This window comes from Kitasatospora sp. NPDC004723, from assembly GCF_040609255.1.
Classification (GTDB): domain Bacteria; phylum Actinomycetota; class Actinomycetes; order Streptomycetales; family Streptomycetaceae; genus Kitasatospora.
Map to the genome: position 1 here is coordinate 112,579 of NZ_JBEXJT010000021.1, position 15,412 is coordinate 127,990.

Consider the following 15,412-nt stretch of genomic DNA (forward strand, 5'->3'; position numbering starts at 1 on the left):
CAACGGCGGTACGCGAACGTGGAGGCGGTACACGATGGGGCACCAGCTCGGCTACGACGACATCAAGGCGGCCACGGAACGGATCGCGGGCCGCGTCCGCCCCGTGGTGCTCGCGCCGGGCGGGGACGGCGGGCCGTGGCTGGCCCTGGAGTACCTCCAGCACACCGGTTCGTTCAAGGCGCGCGGGGCGCAGAACTTCCTCCGGGCCCACCGGGAGGCCGGCACCCTGCCGGACGCCGGGGTCACCATCGCCTCGGGCGGCAACGCCGGGCTGGCCTGCGCGTGGGCGGCGCGGCAGCAGGGCGTGCGGGCCACCGTGTTCCTGCCCGCCAATGCGCCCGGCGTGAAGGTCGCCCGGCTGCGCTCGTACGGGGCGGACGTCCGGCTGGTCGGCGCGGAGTACGCCGAGGCGCTGGCCGCCTGCGAGGAGTACGCCGCGACCGCCGGCGCGCTGGCGAGCCACGCGTACGACCACCCGCTGATCGCGGCGGGCGCGGGCACCCTGCTGGAGGAGGTCCACGAGCGGCTGCCCGGGCTGGACACGGTGCTGGTCGCGGTCGGCGGCGGCGGGCTGTTCGCGGGGGTGGCCGCGGCCGCCCGCGAGCACGGCGTGCGCGTGGTGGCGGTCGAGCCGGAGGGCTCGCGCGCGCTGCACGCCGCCCTCGCGGCGGGCGGACCGATGGACGTCACTGTCGACTCGGTGGCCGCCGACTCCCTCGGTGCCCGCCGCGCCACCGCCCTGGCCGTGGACGCGGCGCGGCACGAGGGCGTGCGCTCCGTCCTCGTCCCGGACGCCGCGATCGTCCGGGCCCGGCAGGGGCTCTGGGAGGACCGCCGGATCGCCGTCGAGCACGGCGCCGCCACCGCCCTCGCCGCCCTGCTCGCCGGGCGGGACGACGAGAGCGGCGAGCACGGCTACCGCCCGGCCGAGGGCGAGCGGGTCTGCGTCGTCCTGTGCGGCGCCAACACCGACCCGGCCACCCTCACCGCCGCCGCCCCGGCCGCCGCATGACCGGCGACCGCAACGGCACCACCACGCTGCTCCGCTCCCTCGACGCCCAGCGGCGCCACGTCCTCGGCATCCTCGACGGCCTGGACGACGAGGCCCTGCGGCGCCCCGTCCTGCCGTCCGGCTGGCACTGCCTCGGGCTGGTCCAGCACCTCGCGCTGGACGTCGAACGGTTCTGGTTCCGCGCGGTGGTCGCCGGCGACGAGGCGGTGATCCACCGCCTCGCGGACGAGGAGGACGCCTGGCGGGTGGGCTCCGACGTGCCCGCCGCCGACGTCCTCGACCGGTACCGCCACGAGACCGCGCTCGCCGACGCCGTGATCGCCGCCACCCCGGCCGACCGCGCCCTCGCCTGGTGGCCGCACGACCTGTTCGGCGAGCCGCACCTGCACAGCCTGCACGACGTGCTGCTGCACGTGATCACCGAGACCGCCTGCCACGCCGGCCACCTCGACGCCGCCCGTGAACTCCTCGACGGCCGCCGCTGGTTGGTGCTGCCCTGATCGATCGGCCCCCGTCAGCCCCCGATGCCCGTCAGCCCCCGTCAGCCCCCGCCGCCCGCCAGTCGGTCGCCGAGCACGGTCCGCCGGTAGAGCACCTGGCGGCCGTCACGGACCCGGGCGACCAGCGCGGCGGCGTGCAGCACCCGCAGGTGCTGGGAGACGGCGCTGGGCGTCACCCGCAGCCGGCGGGCGAGTTCGACGGTGGCCAGCGGCTCGTCCAGCATGGTGAGCAGCCGGGCCTTGGCCGCCCCGACCAGCGGCGCCAGCACGGCGAGCGCGTGCGCGGACGCCGGCCCGTCGACGGCGGGCGGCGGCCCGGGCCAGAGGGTCGCCACGCCGCGGCAGGGGTACGCGAGCGCGGGCGCGCCGTCCGGGCTGAGCGGCGGTGCCGGTTTGTGGGCGAACACGGACGGGACGAGCAGCAGGCCGCGTCCGGCGGCGGCGACGTGGTGGTGGCTGAGCATGTCGGTGATGTGCAGGACGCCGCGGTGCCAGCGCAGGAACGGGTGCATGTCGGCGAAGAGCAGGCGGGCCCCTCCGACCGCGAGCCGACGGGCGCGGTACGTCATGTCGGCCTCCAGCAGCAGCCGCATCCTCGGCCACTCCGGCCGCAGGGTGATCTCCCAGTACCGCTGCAGGAGTTCGCAGATCCGGTCGCGCAGCCTGCGCACCTCGGCATCGCCGCCGAGGGCGGCGCGCAGCGGCTCCGGCGGCGGGTCCGGCAGGTGGGTGTGCACCAGGTCGCGGCGGACCACCTCGGGCGCGGTGCGGCGGACGGCGGCCAGCTCCTCCTCGAAGGCGGGCGCGAAGACCGGCGGACGCGGGGTGAGGAAGTCCGGCACGGTCCGCCGCTCGGCGACCAGCGCGAGCAGCAACTCACCGTCGAACGAGTCGAGTTCGCCGATCGCCCGGAGCGCGGCGCGCCGCCACGGCAGGTGCAGGGCCGACAGGCCGGGCTCGCGCAGCACGCGCAGGCTGAGCACGGTCTCCTGCAGCGGCGAGAGGGCGAAGCGGGTGTCCGCGAGATCCTCGACGCCCAACTCGAAGGTGACGACCATGAAGCGCCACGCTACATCGGTTGTCGCCGGCCCCGCGCCGCGCCAACCTCCTCGCATGACCCGCCGACTCCTCCTGCTGCTCTCCCTCACCTGCGCCGTCGGGGTGGGCACCATCTACTTCGCCCAGGCGATCACTCCGCTGATCGCCGCCGGCCTGGGCGCGTCCAAGGGCGCCGCCGCCTCGGTGGTGACGGCCACTCAGATCGGTTACACCGCAGGGATATTCCTGCTGGTGCCGCTCGGCGACCGGCTCCCCGGCCGCCCGCTGCTGGTCACCCTGCTCGGGCTCACCGGCCTCGAACTGTTCGCGGCCGGCGCCGCACCGACACTGCCGGTGCTGGTCGCGGTGAGCTTCGCGATCGGTGTCACCACGGTCGCCGCCCAGGTGATATCGCCGATGGCGGCCGGGCTGGTGGCCGCGGACCGGCGCGGGGCGGTGCTGGGCACACTGCTGAGCGGCTCGACCGGCGGCATGCTGCTGGCCCGCACCTTCAGCGGCACGCTCGGCGAGTGGCTGGGCTGGCGCGCGCCGTACCTGGTGGCGGGGGCGCTGACGCTGCTGCTCGCGGCCGTGCTGACCCGCGCACTGCCGGCCGGCACCGCCGCCGCGCCGCCCGGGCGGGACGCGTACCGGGCGCTGCTGGCCGCGCCACTGCGGCTGCTGCGCACCGAACCGGAGCTGCGCCGCTCCGGTCTCTACCAGGCCACCGTCTTCGCCGGCTTCTCCGCCGTCTGGACCTGCCTGCCGCTGCTGCTCACCGGCCCGGCGTACGGGCTGGGCGCCTCCGCGGTGGGGCTGGTCGCACTGGTCGGCGCGGCGACGATGCTCTGCACCCCGTTCGCCGGACGCGCGGTGGACCGCCGGGGCGCCGACCCGGTGAACCTGGCCTCCCTGCTCGGCACCCTCGCCGCGACCGCCGTCCTGGTCGCCGGGGGCGGGGGCGGCGCGGTGGGCCTGGTCGTCCTGGTGGCCGGGACGCTGCTGCTGGACGTCGCGATGCAGTCCGGCATGGTCGCCAACAAGACCCGCGTCTACGACCTGAGCGACGAGTCCCGCAGCCGGCTCAACACCGCGTACATGACCTTCGGCTACCTCGGCGGCAGTGTCGGCTCCTGGCTCGGCCTGCGCGCCCACGCGCTGGCCGGCTGGCCGGGCGTCTGCGCGCTGGCCGCCCTCCTCGCCGGCCTCGCCCTCACCCGCCACCTCGCCGCGGCGCACCACCGGAGGGTCCGGGCGGCGCACGCGCAGCCCGCCGCGGCCACGGCCCCGTCGGCGGCCACGACGCCGGCCGTGGCGGCACCCGATCCGGAGCGCGCGGTTCTCCTGTCGGACCCGTCGGCATCCCGTTAAAGTCGCGCACATGACAAGCAAGTGAAGGAAGCGTCCGCCCCGGACCGGCGGCAACGACGCCCGGATCACGCTCCGCCGCCGCAGGAACGACCCGACCGCGGACGACCGCCTCCGGCGGTTCCACCGACAGCGGCCCGCGATAGCGTCTCCCCGGCACCACCGCCCCGTCCGCCCGCTCCCCCGACCGGAGGTCGCCCGTGGCCCGGCTCTACGTACGCAGCGGCATCAACCCCGACGACCCGGACGCGCCCGTGGTGGCGCTGCTCGTCGACCCGGACGGCCCGCCCGGGGAGCAGGCCGTCGCCAAACTGGGCTGGTACGGCTACGAGGGGGACGGCGCGTTCTTCCTGCTCCCCACCGACGGCTGGGCGGAGCACTCGCTCGACGGCGACCGGCTGACCGTCGCCGTGGCGGCGTACCCGTTCACGCTCCGGCAGATCGGCGCCGACCCGGACGCCTTCCCGGAACGCTCGCCCGCCGCGCCCGAGGCGGCGCTGGTGCTGCACGCGGACGCGGTGGTCGACCCGGGGCTGTACGCCCGGGCCGCCACCGCGACCGCCGTGTTCAGCGCCGGCCCGGGGCTCGCGCTGGACGACGTGCTGGCGGGCGACGACGCGTGGCCGGTCGTCCTCGCCCCGCCGCCCGCCGAGGTGTGACGGGGTGCCGCGCACAGGTGCGGTGGCCGGTCACGGACGTTCCGCCACCGGCCGCGGCCGCTACGGGGCCGGTCACGCCCCGCTGTGCCGGAGCATGTCCTCCCGCTCCACGACCTTGACCCGCTCGCGCCCCTCCGCCGCGCCCAGGGCGCGCTCGGCGGCGTCCAGCTCGTGCCAGCCCTGCCAGGTGGTGTAGCGGACGCCGCGCTCCCGCAGGTACCCGACGACCGCCTCCGGCTCGGGTTCGACGGCGCCGGGCAGGCGCCCCTCGGTGTGGTCGGCGAGCAGGCAGGCGACGGTCTCGTTGGCGTCGCCCTTGGTGTGGCCGATGAGGCCGACCGGACCGCGCTTGATCCAGCCGGTCACGTACACGGCGTCCTGGTGCGAGCCGTCGGCGGCGAGCACCCGGCCGGCCGCGTTCGGGACGGTGCCGGAGACCGGGTCGAACGGCAGCTTGGGCAGCTCGTCGGAGTAGTAGCCGATCGCCCGGTAGACGGACTGCACGTCCCAGTCGGTGAACTTTCCGGTGCCGCGCACATTGCCGGTGCCGTCGAGTTCGGTGCGCTCGGTGCGCAGCCCGACCACCTGGCCGTCCTCGCCCAGCACCTCCACCGGGGACTCGAAGAAGTGCAGGTAGAGCCGGTGCGGGCGGTCGCCGACGTCGCGGATGGCCCAGTTCTCGATGGTCGAGGCGACCATGTCGACGTGCTTGGCGCCGCGCCGCTCGGCGATCGAGCCGTCGTCGTAGTCGATGTCCTCGGGGTTGACGATGACCTCGATGTTCGGCGAGTGGTCGAGCTCGCGCAGCTCCATCGGGCTGAACTTGGCCTGGGCCGGGCCACGGCGGCCGAAGACGTGCACCTCCAGGGCCCGGTTGCGCTTCAGGCCCTCGTGGACGTTCGGCGGGATCTCGGTGGGCAGCAGCTCGTCGGCGGTCTTGGCGAGGATGCGGGCGACGTCCAGGGCGACGTTGCCGGCGCCGAGCACGGCGACCTTCTCGGCCTCCAGCGGCCAGGTGCGCGGCACGTCCGGGTGGCCGTCGTACCAGGAGACGAAGTCGGCGGCGCCGTAGGAGCCGTCGAGCCCGACACCGGGGATGTCGAGCGCGCGGTCGGCCATCGCGCCGGTGGAGAAGACCACGGCGTCGTAGAAGCGGTGCAGGTCGTCCAGCGTGACGTCGGAGGGGTAGTCGACGTTGCCGAACAAACGTATCTGCGGCTTGTCCAGCACCTGGTTCAGCGCGGTGATGATCCCCTTGATCCGCGGGTGGTCGGGCGCCACGCCGTACCGGATCAGTCCGAACGGCGCGGGCATCCGCTCGAAGAGGTCGATGGAGACCCCGGGCTGCTGGGCGGCGTCGGACTTCAGCAGGGCATCGGCGGCGTAGATGCCGGCGGGGCCGGCGCCGACGATCGCGACGCGGATCGGGCGGGTCATGACGGGGCGATCCTCCGAACGTAAACGAACGAAAAAGAGCGGAACGGTGCCGGAACGGACCGGAACGAGCCGCAACGGAACGGAACGGGACGGAGCCCGGTCCGGTCGGGGCGGACGGGCGAGGGTGACCCACTCCCACCCAACCCGGTCGGACCTTGCCACTGTAGGCGGTGTCGATCTATGACCCCATAGGGCGGACCTATGGCCGATCCGGGAACAATGCCCGCGCACGCCCCGCGAGCAGCCGACGAGCGCCCGGCGAGCGCCCGACGAGCTTCGGACGCGTGCCCGGCGGCCGACCGGCGCCCCGCGCGCACAAGGTCCAAAAACCGACGCGGCACGGCCCTCCGGGTGCTCTAGCGTTGCCCTCGCACCACGACATGAGGTCTAGACCATAGAGTGGGGAATCATGAATTCGCGTGTGTGGAAGGTCCGTTGGACCGGCGCTCTGGCGGCAGCCGCGGCGCTCCTGCTGACCGGGGCCGGTGCCGGGGCAGCCGCCGCCGACCCGGCACCGGGAGCCTCCGGCAGCATCACCGGCAGCAGCGTCACCGGCACCGCCGTCGGCTGGCGGGCGCTCGGCCTGGCCGTCAGCCCGGAAGGGACGAAGGCGTACGTCGTGGCCGCCGACCGGTCGGGCAGCCGGACCCCGGTCGTGCTGCGGACGGTGGACCTGCGCAGCGGCGCGGTCGTCGCCGAGCTGCCGCTGGCCGAGGACGGCGCCGCCGGGAAGCCCGTGGTGAGCCAGGACGGCCGGCGGCTCTACGTGGTCGTCGCGGACCGGCTGGTGACGGTGGACACGGCCGCCGGCACCGTGCTCTCCCGCACCCCGGCCCCCGACCAGGCGCGGCCGGACGGCTGGGCCGCGGGCGCGCTCACCGGGCTGGCGGTGAGCGCGGACGGCTCGAAGGTCTACACCGGCCAGAACGGCCCGGCCGGCGACGGACAGGGCGTGCGGCCCGGCCGGGTCCTGGTGTTCGACACCGGCCGGGGCGCGTTCGCCGGCGCGCTGCCGCTGCGCGGCTACGGCGTGAACGGGCTGACGCTGCAGGCCGGCGGCGCCGCGGCGTACGTCGCCACCGACCTGGGCGTCGAGCACCTCGACACCACCACCCCGGTGCCGACCGCCCTGCGCACCGTCGACCGGCTCGGCGCCGCCACCGAGCTGGCCGCCTCGCCGGACGGCCTGCGACTGTACGCGCTGGGCGCGCAGGCCTCGGCCGGCACCGGGTACGCCGTGAACACCGTCACCGATGTCGCGCGGCCGGTCTTCACCTTCGCCAACGCGCCGGTCGACCTCCACTACGTGGCGGTGAGCCCGGACGGCGGGCGGCTCTACCTGCTCAAGGACAGCTGGACGCCGCAGGCCGCCGTGCTCGCCTACGACACCGCGACCGACGCCAATCTGCCGGGCGAGACGCTCACCGGCTTCGGCCTGGACGGCGTCTCGGCGGCGGCGGTCGCCCCGGGCGGGCACGCGCTGCTGCTCGCCGGGATCCGCGGCGACGGCTCGTACCTGAGGACCGTCGCGCTCTGAGTCCGCCGCGACGTGCTCCCCCTCGGGGCCGAGGGGGAGCACGTCGCCGGTGCCGGCCTCGCCTCAGGACCCGGCGCCCGCCCCGCCGCCCGCCCCGGAGCCGAGCGCCGCGCAGGCGGCCGCCTGCGACAGCCCGCCGAACACGTCGTCGGCGTCCCGGTAGCCGTACTGGCCGGCGGCGACGACGGCCTGCCGCCCGCCGTCCTCGGTGCCGAGCAGGTACGAGATGTTGCGGTAGATCGAGCCGGCGTGGCCCCAGGCCACTCCACAGCCCAGGTCGACGCTGCCCACGCCGAGGCCGTAGCGGTAGCCGGGCGATTCGGTGTCGACGGTGGTCTTCATCGCGGCCAGCTCGGCCGGGCGCAGCAGCCGCCCGCCGAACAGCGCGGCGTGGAAGCGGGCGAGGTCGGCGGCGCTGGAGATGCCCGCCCCGGCGGCGCCGCCCGCGGAGGGGTTGATCAGCGTGGTGTCGACCGGGCCGCCGGGCAGCTTGGTGTAGAGGTGCGCGTGCGAGCCGGTGATCAGCGGCGAAGTGGTCGGCATCGAGGTCTGGCGCAGGCCGAGCGGCCGGATGATGCGCCGCTCCACCTCCTGGTTCCAGTCGTTCCCGGTGACCTTCCGGATGATCATGCCGGCGAGCAGGTAGTTGGTGTTGGAGTAGTGCCAGGACGCGCCGGGCGCGAAGTACGGCGGGTGGGACACGGCGCCGGCGACGATCTCCTCCGCCGTCCAGGTGCGCCAGCGGCCGGTGGCGACCCACGCCTCGACGCCTTCCGCCGTCCGGGGCACGAACCGCTGGTCGTCGGTGTAGTTGTACAGCCCGCTGGTGTGGTTGAGCAGCTGGCGCACGGTGATCCGCTCGCCGCCCGGCACCACCCCGGGCAGGTGGGCGGACACCGGGTCGTCGAGCCGGATCCGGCCCTCGCCGACCAGCTGGAGCACCACGGTGGCGGTGAACGTCTTGGTCAGGCTGCCGATCCGGAACCGGCCGTCCGGGTCGACCGGGCGCCGGTCGTCCAGGTCGGCGACCCCGGAGGTGCCCCGCCACACCGTCCGGCCGTGGTCCACCACCCGGGCCAGGCCCCAGGTCGCCTCCCCGCCGTTCACCACGGCGCTCAACTCGTCCTGGACCGCGGCAAAGGCCGGACCCACCGGCTTCGCGGCGTCCGGCGCCGCCACGGTGACCACCGAGCCGGAAGCCCCCGCGGCGCCGGCGGCCGGCGCCAGTGTGCCGACCAGCACCGCCCCCAGCACGCTCGCCGCCACCAGCCGTACCGTCCGTCCGGTACGCCCCGTCGCTGCCGTCATCACGCACTCCCCATCCGCCCCGGGCCGAAGTCCCCCTCGCCCACCGGGCCTTGCGCTCGTCCCGCCCGCCGGCCTCTCCGGCGGACGACTACGAACGTAGGCCGGGCGGCGCGGACGAACCAGGTGGCAATCCCACCTCTCCGCAGGGGGGTTGTCCCCACCCCGGCCGACGCCGCGTCACATCGGCGGGCTGTCGGGGCGCTTGCCTGTTCAGGCAGCGGCGACTGCCTGAACAGGATCCTCCGTATCCCGTTCGGACGGACGGCGGGCCCCTCCACCTCGCCCCCTCCCCCGGGTTCCGGCGCAGGTCAGGGCAGGTCGTCCAGCCTCCGGCGAAGCGCCGCCCGGAGGCGGCGGGACGAGGGTTGACACCGGAAGTTGGTCTAGTCCACCTTAGGGGAGCACCGCTTGACGAGGCCGGAACAGGCAGCGGCACTCCTTGTCGGACGGGATACCCACCCCCTCACCCCCTTCCCTTCGGGAACCGGCCCCCGGCCCCGCCATGCCCCGCGGCCCCTCCCTCCGCCCGGCGCACAGCGAGCGGCCACCGACCGAACCCGACGTTCCGACGTTCCGACGTTCCGACCGACCCTGGAGTGACGTGATGCCGAAGCCCGATGGCTTCGCCGAGGCCCACCGGCACCGGCCCGTCCGGAACAGCCGGCCGGAGCGCCGATGATGCCCGACTACGGACGCCTGCGCACCGCCCTCGCCGCCGCCGAGGACGACCGGATCATCTTCGACCTCGACGGCATCGAGGCCCAGTACGACGCCCTGCTGAGCGAACTGCCCGGCATCGACGTCCGGTTCGCGATGAAGGCCTGCCCCGTCGACGAGGTGCTCGCCTGCCTGGCCGCCCGGGGCGCGGGCTTCGACGCGGCCGGACCGCAGGAGATCGCCCAGGCGCTGCGCACCGGTGTCCCGGTCGAGCGGATCCACTACGGCAACACCGTCAAGTCCGACCGCCAGATCGCCGAGGCCTACGCGCTCGGTGTGCGCGACTACGCCACCGACAGCCTGGCCGACGTCGCCGCGCTCGCCGAACACGCCCCCGGCGCCCGGGTGTTCTGCCGGCTCGCCACCACCGGCGAGGGCGCCTTGTGGGGACTGAGCCGCAAGTTCGGCTGCTCCCCCGAGGACGCCGTCCGGGTGCTGACCGCGGCCCGGGACGCCGGACTGACCCCGGCCGGACTGTCGGTGCACGTCGGCTCGCAGCAACTCACCTCCGAGGCCTGGCAACAGGCACTGGACACGCTCGCTGCAGTGATCGAGGAGGCCAATCGGCGCGGCATCCTGCTCGACCACGTCAACCTCGGCGGCGGCCTGCCCGCGCTCGGCGCCCTGGACCGGTACGGGATTGCGCTGCACCCCCCGCTCGACAAGATGTTCACGGTGCTCCGCGAGGGCATGCAGCGGCTGCGCGAAGCCTCCGCCGGACCACTGGAGTTCCTGCTGGAGCCGGGCCGCCATCTGGTCGCCGACCACGGTGCGATCCGGGCCCACGTCACACGCCTGACGGAGCGTCGACAACTGGGCGGGGAAAGGTCGTTCTGGCTCTTCCTGAGCTGCGGAAAGTTCAACGGCCTGTACGAGATGGACGAGCTGCGCTACCGGCTGGAGTTCCCCACCCACACCGGAGCCCCGACCGTGCCCGCCGTGATCGCCGGCCCCACCTGCGACAGCGACGACGCCTTCGCCGACGAGGGCGCCGGCACGCCCGTCCCCCGGGACGCCGCCTCGGGCGACCCGGTGTGGATCCTCTCCTGCGGCGCCTACGCCACCGCCTACACCACGCGGGGGTTCAACGGATTCCCACCGCTCCCCCACAGCTGCGTCCGGACGGCCCGCCCGGCCGATCCGATCGGCCCCGGGGGCGAGCGGTAGTCACGCGGGCGGCGCCGTCCGCTCCCCCGAAAACCCGTCGCCCGCGCGCCGTCGCACGGCATACGCTCGCCGGATGACCACGCGCACCTTCCGCATCACCGTCCGCGGCGTCTTCGACGGCCTCACCCCCGAGCAGCACGCCGAACTGCAGTCCCGCGCCGCCGACCACGACGTCCTCTTTGCCGCCTTCACCCCCGAGGGCCACCTCGCCTACGACCTCAACGCCCGCGCTGTCTTCACCTTCCGCTACCAGGACACCGGCGAGGCCGAGGAGGACATCCTCGACGCCACCGAACGCGCCGAGCGCTCCGCCCGCGCCTGGCTCGACGAACGCGGCTACGGCTACAAGAACCTCCGTTCCCAGGCCGAGGACCTCTCCCAGGCCCCGCTCGGCAAGCGCCGGCGCCGCGCCGCCCGCGAAGCCTGAAGGGCCCGGGGGGCCTGAGGAGCCCGGCCCCGGTCCCGCCGCCCCGCCGCCCCGCCGCCCCGGAGAAACGGGCTGCGCCACCCCGCCGGCCCCGGCAGACTGCGGGCGTGACCCAGCCGACCCCCCTCGCCACCGAGCTGCTCGGCCACCCGCCGGGCACCCGCCTGCTGCTGCTCAACTGCGACGACTTCGGCCTCAACGAGGACGTCAACCTCGCCGTGATCGAGGCGATCGACCACGGCGTCGCCGCCTCCTGCAGCCTGATGACCGGCTGCCCGGGATCCGCGCACGCACTGCGCCTGCTGCGCGAGCGGCCCGGGCTGCCGTTCGGGATCCACCTCACCCTGGTGTGCGACACCGACGAGCCCGGGTTCCGCTGGGGCCCGCTCGCGCCGGCCGCCGACGTCCCCTCGCTGCTCGACCCCGCCGGACGGCTGTTCCCCGCCACCCCCGAGGGCCGGGCCCGGCTGCTCGCCCGGGCCGAGGCGGACGAGGTGGAACGGGAGTTCCGCGCCCAGATCGAGGCCGCCACCGGCCGGGGACTGCACCCGACCCACCTCGACTTCCACTGCCTGGCCGACGCCGGCCGCCCCGACCTCCTCGGTCTCGCCCTATCGCTCGGCGCCGAGTACGGCCTGGCCGTGCGGATCTGGCTCGCCCCCGCCCTGGAGCGGCTGCGCGCCCACGGGCTGCCGGTGGTCGACCACCCCTTCCTGGACAGCTTCGCCGTCCCGCTCGACGACCGGTCCACCCACTACGCCCGGTTGCTCGCCGCGCTCCCGCCGGGCCTGACCGAATGGGCCGTCCACCCCGGCCTCGGCACGCCGGTCACCCGTCCGGGCGACGGCGGCTGGCGGGTGCGCCGCGCCGACCACGCCTTCCTGGTCGCCCCGCGCACCCGCGAACTGTTCGCCGAGCACGGCATCACGGTGACCGACTACCGCCCGCTGCAGGCCCATTGGCGTCGGCACCCCGCCCAGGGCGCCGCCCCGGTCGTGTCCGAATCGTTCAAGACCGCCGCCCCCGCCCCGCCTACGGTCGAGCCATGACCCGCACCACACGCCTCACGGCCACCATGCTCGACGACGCCGCCCGCTTCCTCTGGACCTCCGGGCGCGTCCTCGAACAACGCCGCTTCGCCCACCTGTTCGGCACCGTGCCCGATCCCGCCGGTGTCCTCGCCGCCCTGGTCGCCCACCGCTGCGCCGACGGCGGCTTCGCCTTCGGCATCGAACCGGACGTCCGCGGACCCGCCCCCCAGCCCATCGCCGCCCCCACCGCACTGCTCGCCATGGAGGAGGCCGGGGCCCTGGACGAGGCCCGCGCCTGGCCCGTCTGCGACTGGCTGGCCCAGGTCGCCGCACCCGACGGGGGCGTGCCCGTCGTCCTGCCGAGCCTGCGCCCCTACCCGCGACCGCCGTTCCTGCCGGTGCCCGAGGACGGTGCGAAGCCGGTCGGCGCACTGCTCGCCACCGGGCAGATCGTCGCCCCGCTGCTGCGCCAGGGCATCGAGCACCCGTGGCTCACCGCCGCCACCGCGTTCTGCCGCACCGCCGTCGAGGAGCTCGGCGAGACCCACCCGTACGAGGTCGGCGCCGCGCTGCGCTTCCTCGACGCGCTGCACTCGCTCGGCTCCGCCCCGGACACCGCCTGGGCCCGGAGCGCGGCCGCCCGGCTGGGCGCACTCGTCCGCGAGCAGCGGATCGTGCTGCTCGACCCGGCCAGGCCCGAGGAGGCGCGCACCGCCCCGGGCTACGCGCCGGGCGAGCACCCCCTGCCGCACGACTACGCCCGCACACCCGACAGCCTGGCCCGCGACTGGTTCACCGACGAGGAGCTGGCCCGCAGCCTCGACCACCTCGTCGCCGCCCAGCAGCCGGACGGCGGCTGGCCGATCAACTGGGCCCACTGGTCGGCGACCACCGAGTCCGAGGCCCGCCCCGGCGTGACCGTGCAGGCGCTGATCACCCTCCGCTCCTACGACGACGCGTCGAGAGCCTGACCCGAGGCCCCCGGCCGGGCCGTCCGGCCCAACAGCACCGTCGGCGGCACCCCCGCCCACCGGCGCACCTCCCTCGTGAGGTGCGCCTGGTCGGCGTACCCGGCCCGCACCGCCAACTCCGCCAGCCCGGCCCCCGCGCGGCCCGCCTCCTCGCCCCGCGAACCGCCCCGCGATCCACTCTGCGGACCGCCCTGCGGACCACCCTGCGGACCATCCTGTGCCCCGCTCTCGGACCCGGCCTCCGAGCGTGCCCAGGTCAGCGCCCGCTGGAAGCGCAGCACGGCGTGCAGGGTCTTCGGCCCGTAGCCCACCGCGTCGGTCACCCGACGGCGCAACTGCCGCTCCGAGAGCCCCAGTTCCGCTGCCAGCGCCGGCAGTCGCGCCCCCTGCGCGCGCCCCAGGGCGGCCACCGCCCGCTCGACCACCGGGTCCGGCGCCCACCCCGGCACCAGCGCGGCCGCGAAGCCGTCCAGCTCCGCCGCGACCTCCCGCGGCCCGCGCGCCCGGGCCAGCCGCTCCCCGAGCCGCTCCGCCACCGCCGCGCCGGCCACCTCGGCAAACGGCACCTGGCGGTCGCGCAGCTCCCGCACCGGTACGGCGCCCAGCAGCAGGCTCGCCGCACCGGGCCGGAAGCGCACCCCGGCCAGCTCCGCACCGCCCCGCACCGGGGCGCTGCGGGGCGCATGGTCCGGGCCCGCCACTTCCAGCCTCCCGTCCGACCACACCAGGTCCACGCACCCGTCCGGCACGATGAGCTGACCGTACGACGGCCCACCGGCGTTGCTCCGCGTCCACAGACAGTCCACCTGCCGCCGGGGCGCGAGCGCCGGCCGCCACTGCTCGTACGAGGAGAAGGTCACCACTCCGCTCCTTCCCGAAGCCCGCACGGCACGACGGGCCGAACGGGGCGCGCACCGGCGCGAAGCCACTGGTCTGTACCACCTGGGCATGCCGTCCGGCGTACGCCGTGGTTCGCACGGAAGGTCGGCACACGGCCTCCTTGGCAGGCATCCACCAACATGTCATTGTCAATCATCACGTCAGATCCTTTACTCCCAAGGGGAGTTGTGGCGATCGACGCTAGATGCCGAGTCGCCATGCGCTCCCGCGGAACCCGGGTCAGCACCCTTTCCACCTCCGGTCATCCCTGCCCCCACACCCCCACCCAGCCGACCGACCATCAGCGGAGAACCCCATGCCGGACCTCGATCTCAACCTGCTCGTCGCCCTGGACGCCCTGCTGGAGGAGGGCAGCGTGACGGGTGCCGCCGAACGCCTGCACACCTCGGCCCCGGCGATGAGCCGCACGCTCGGGCGGCTGCGCCGGGTGCTCGGCGATCCGCTCCTGGTCCGGGCCGGCCGCGGGCTGGTGCCGACGCCGCGCGCGGTGGAACTGCGCTCCGAGGTCCGCGCCCTGGTCAGCCGGGGCCAGGCACTGCTGATACCGCCCGCCGCCGGCGAACCCGCCGGGCTCAACCGGCGCTTCACCCTGCAGACCGGCGACGTCCTGCTGACCACCATCGGCGCGGCCCTGCTGGCGACCGTCCGCGCCCAGGCGCCCGCCGTGACACTGCGCTTCCTCGGGGACGACCTGGAGGGCACCAGCGCGATGCGCGACGGCGTGATCGACCTGGAGGTCGGCGTCACCGACCACCTCGACCCCGAGACCCGCACCGAACCCCTCACCACCACCCACCTGGTGGGCATCGCCCGCACCGGACACCCGCTGACCGACGGCGCGCCCCCGACCGCCGAGGAGTTCGCCGCCGCCGACCACGTCACGGTCTCCCGGCACGGCCGCGGCACCGGCCAGCTCGACCAGCGCCTCGCCCAACTCGGCCTCTCCCGACGTGTGGTGGCCAGCGTACCGAGCTACCCGGCGGCGCTGTTCCTGCTCCGCGACTCCGAGCTCGTCGGCCTCGCCCCGGCCCGCCTCGGCACCCCGGCCGCCGAGGCCCTCGGCCTGACCACCTTCCCCCTGCCGGTCGACCTCCCCGAGGTGGTGCTCAGCATGGCCTGGCACCCGCGCAACGACCAGGACGCCGGCCACCGCTGGCTGCGCGACCTGGTCCGCGGCGTCGTCGCCTCCCACACCGGCCCGCCCCGACCGCTCGCGCCCCTCCCGGTGCCCGCCCTGACCGCCCGCTGAGAAAGTGTTGGGTAATCGGGTGATCACTCGTTCTTGAGGTCGTCGGCGAGGCGGCGGGCTGCTTCGGTCTCGATGGGGCCGCGTGGTTCGA

General features: G+C 75.3%; 14 protein-coding genes. 10 read left to right on the plus strand and 4 right to left on the minus strand.

Annotated features, from left to right (window positions below):
- Positions 1–34 precede the first annotated feature (34 nt).
- Both ABZW10_RS21340 and ABZW10_RS21345 read left to right on the plus strand, forming a co-directional pair.
- Entirely contained in the window at positions 35–1,012 is a 978-nt protein-coding gene (locus ABZW10_RS21340; RefSeq protein WP_355368088.1) for a threonine/serine dehydratase, read from the plus strand.
- Positions 1,009–1,512, plus strand: coding sequence for a DinB family protein (locus ABZW10_RS21345; RefSeq protein WP_355368091.1), 504 nt, complete (start codon positions 1,009–1,011; stop codon positions 1,510–1,512). The genes ABZW10_RS21340 and ABZW10_RS21345 overlap by 4 nt, the downstream gene beginning before the upstream one ends.
- Positions 1,513–1,553: 41 nt before the next feature.
- Here the strand turns inward: ABZW10_RS21345 and ABZW10_RS21350 are convergent, their stop codons facing one another.
- Positions 1,554–2,570 carry a helix-turn-helix domain-containing protein gene (locus ABZW10_RS21350; RefSeq protein WP_355368094.1) on the minus strand — a complete coding sequence of 339 codons (1,017 nt, stop codon included), beginning with the start codon at positions 2,568–2,570 and terminating at the stop codon, positions 1,554–1,556.
- A gap of 55 nt (positions 2,571–2,625) precedes the next feature.
- Here ABZW10_RS21350 and ABZW10_RS21355 point away from each other — a divergent pair, with 55 nt between their 5' ends.
- Positions 2,626–3,921: an MFS transporter gene (locus tag ABZW10_RS21355; RefSeq protein ID WP_355368097.1), complete on the plus strand. Its 1,296-nt coding sequence runs from the start codon at positions 2,626–2,628 to the stop codon at positions 3,919–3,921.
- 197 nt (positions 3,922–4,118) lie between these two features.
- Positions 4,119–4,577 carry a hypothetical protein gene (locus tag ABZW10_RS21360; protein WP_355368100.1) on the plus strand — a complete coding sequence of 153 codons (459 nt, stop codon included), beginning with the start codon at positions 4,119–4,121 and terminating at the stop codon, positions 4,575–4,577.
- Positions 4,578–4,649: 72 nt separating this feature from the next.
- Here the strand turns inward: ABZW10_RS21360 and ABZW10_RS21365 are convergent, their stop codons facing one another.
- Positions 4,650–6,014, minus strand: coding sequence for an FAD-dependent oxidoreductase (locus ABZW10_RS21365; protein ID WP_355368102.1), 1,365 nt, complete (start codon positions 6,012–6,014; stop codon positions 4,650–4,652).
- 409 nt (positions 6,015–6,423) lie between these two features.
- Here ABZW10_RS21365 and ABZW10_RS21370 point away from each other — a divergent pair, with 409 nt between their 5' ends.
- The gene (locus ABZW10_RS21370; RefSeq protein ID WP_355368105.1) at positions 6,424–7,551 is read left to right on the plus strand and encodes a hypothetical protein; all 1,128 of its coding nucleotides are present in this window, start codon (positions 6,424–6,426) and stop codon (positions 7,549–7,551) included.
- A gap of 63 nt (positions 7,552–7,614) precedes the next feature.
- Here the strand turns inward: ABZW10_RS21370 and ABZW10_RS21375 are convergent, their stop codons facing one another.
- Positions 7,615–8,859, minus strand: a complete 1,245-nt coding sequence (locus ABZW10_RS21375) for a serine hydrolase domain-containing protein (RefSeq protein ID WP_355368108.1) — start codon at positions 8,857–8,859, stop codon at positions 7,615–7,617.
- A gap of 675 nt (positions 8,860–9,534) precedes the next feature.
- Between ABZW10_RS21375 and ABZW10_RS21380 the strand changes: the two genes are divergently transcribed.
- The 4 genes from ABZW10_RS21380 (at position 9,535) to ABZW10_RS21395 (ending at position 13,172) form a co-directional block, all read left to right on the plus strand.
- On the plus strand, positions 9,535–10,743 hold the full coding sequence (locus tag ABZW10_RS21380) for a type III PLP-dependent enzyme (RefSeq protein WP_355368111.1): 1,209 nt from the start codon (positions 9,535–9,537) through the stop codon (positions 10,741–10,743).
- A gap of 73 nt (positions 10,744–10,816) precedes the next feature.
- Positions 10,817–11,170: a DUF6204 family protein gene (locus ABZW10_RS21385; RefSeq protein ID WP_355368114.1), complete on the plus strand. Its 354-nt coding sequence runs from the start codon at positions 10,817–10,819 to the stop codon at positions 11,168–11,170.
- 107 nt (positions 11,171–11,277) lie between these two features.
- Positions 11,278–12,219, plus strand: a complete 942-nt coding sequence (locus tag ABZW10_RS21390) for a ChbG/HpnK family deacetylase (RefSeq protein ID WP_355368117.1) — start codon at positions 11,278–11,280, stop codon at positions 12,217–12,219.
- Positions 12,216–13,172: a hypothetical protein gene (locus ABZW10_RS21395; protein ID WP_355368120.1), complete on the plus strand. Its 957-nt coding sequence runs from the start codon at positions 12,216–12,218 to the stop codon at positions 13,170–13,172. The genes ABZW10_RS21390 and ABZW10_RS21395 overlap by 4 nt, the downstream gene beginning before the upstream one ends.
- Here the strand turns inward: ABZW10_RS21395 and ABZW10_RS21400 are convergent.
- A complete protein-coding gene (locus tag ABZW10_RS21400; protein ID WP_355368123.1) occupies positions 13,148–14,032 on the minus strand; it encodes an AraC family transcriptional regulator in 885 nt (294 codons plus the stop codon). The genes ABZW10_RS21395 and ABZW10_RS21400 overlap by 25 nt on opposite strands.
- A 335-nt stretch (positions 14,033–14,367) precedes the next feature.
- Here ABZW10_RS21400 and ABZW10_RS21405 point away from each other — a divergent pair, with 335 nt between their 5' ends.
- The gene (locus ABZW10_RS21405) at positions 14,368–15,321 is read left to right on the plus strand and encodes a LysR family transcriptional regulator (RefSeq protein ID WP_355368126.1); all 954 of its coding nucleotides are present in this window, start codon (positions 14,368–14,370) and stop codon (positions 15,319–15,321) included.
- The last annotated feature ends 91 nt before the right edge of the window (positions 15,322–15,412 follow it).

Bases quoted from the DNA above. Each gene is read 5' to 3' on its own strand.
- ABZW10_RS21340 (WP_355368088.1), top strand. From the start codon at position 35: ATGGGGCACCAGCTCGGCTACGACGACATCAAGGCGGCCACGGAACGG.
- ABZW10_RS21345 (WP_355368091.1), top strand. From the start codon at position 1,009: ATGACCGGCGACCGCAACGGCACCACCACGCTGCTCCGCTCCCTCGAC.
- ABZW10_RS21350 (WP_355368094.1), bottom strand. From the start codon at position 2,570: ATGGTCGTCACCTTCGAGTTGGGCGTCGAGGATCTCGCGGACACCCGC.
- ABZW10_RS21355 (WP_355368097.1), top strand. From the start codon at position 2,626: ATGACCCGCCGACTCCTCCTGCTGCTCTCCCTCACCTGCGCCGTCGGG.
- ABZW10_RS21365 (WP_355368102.1), bottom strand. From the start codon at position 6,014: ATGACCCGCCCGATCCGCGTCGCGATCGTCGGCGCCGGCCCCGCCGGC.
- ABZW10_RS21370 (WP_355368105.1), top strand. From the start codon at position 6,424: ATGAATTCGCGTGTGTGGAAGGTCCGTTGGACCGGCGCTCTGGCGGCA.
- ABZW10_RS21375 (WP_355368108.1), bottom strand. From the start codon at position 8,859: ATGACGGCAGCGACGGGGCGTACCGGACGGACGGTACGGCTGGTGGCG.
- ABZW10_RS21380 (WP_355368111.1), top strand. From the start codon at position 9,535: ATGATGCCCGACTACGGACGCCTGCGCACCGCCCTCGCCGCCGCCGAG.
- ABZW10_RS21385 (WP_355368114.1), top strand. From the start codon at position 10,817: ATGACCACGCGCACCTTCCGCATCACCGTCCGCGGCGTCTTCGACGGC.
- ABZW10_RS21395 (WP_355368120.1), top strand. From the start codon at position 12,216: ATGACCCGCACCACACGCCTCACGGCCACCATGCTCGACGACGCCGCC.
- ABZW10_RS21405 (WP_355368126.1), top strand. From the start codon at position 14,368: ATGCCGGACCTCGATCTCAACCTGCTCGTCGCCCTGGACGCCCTGCTG.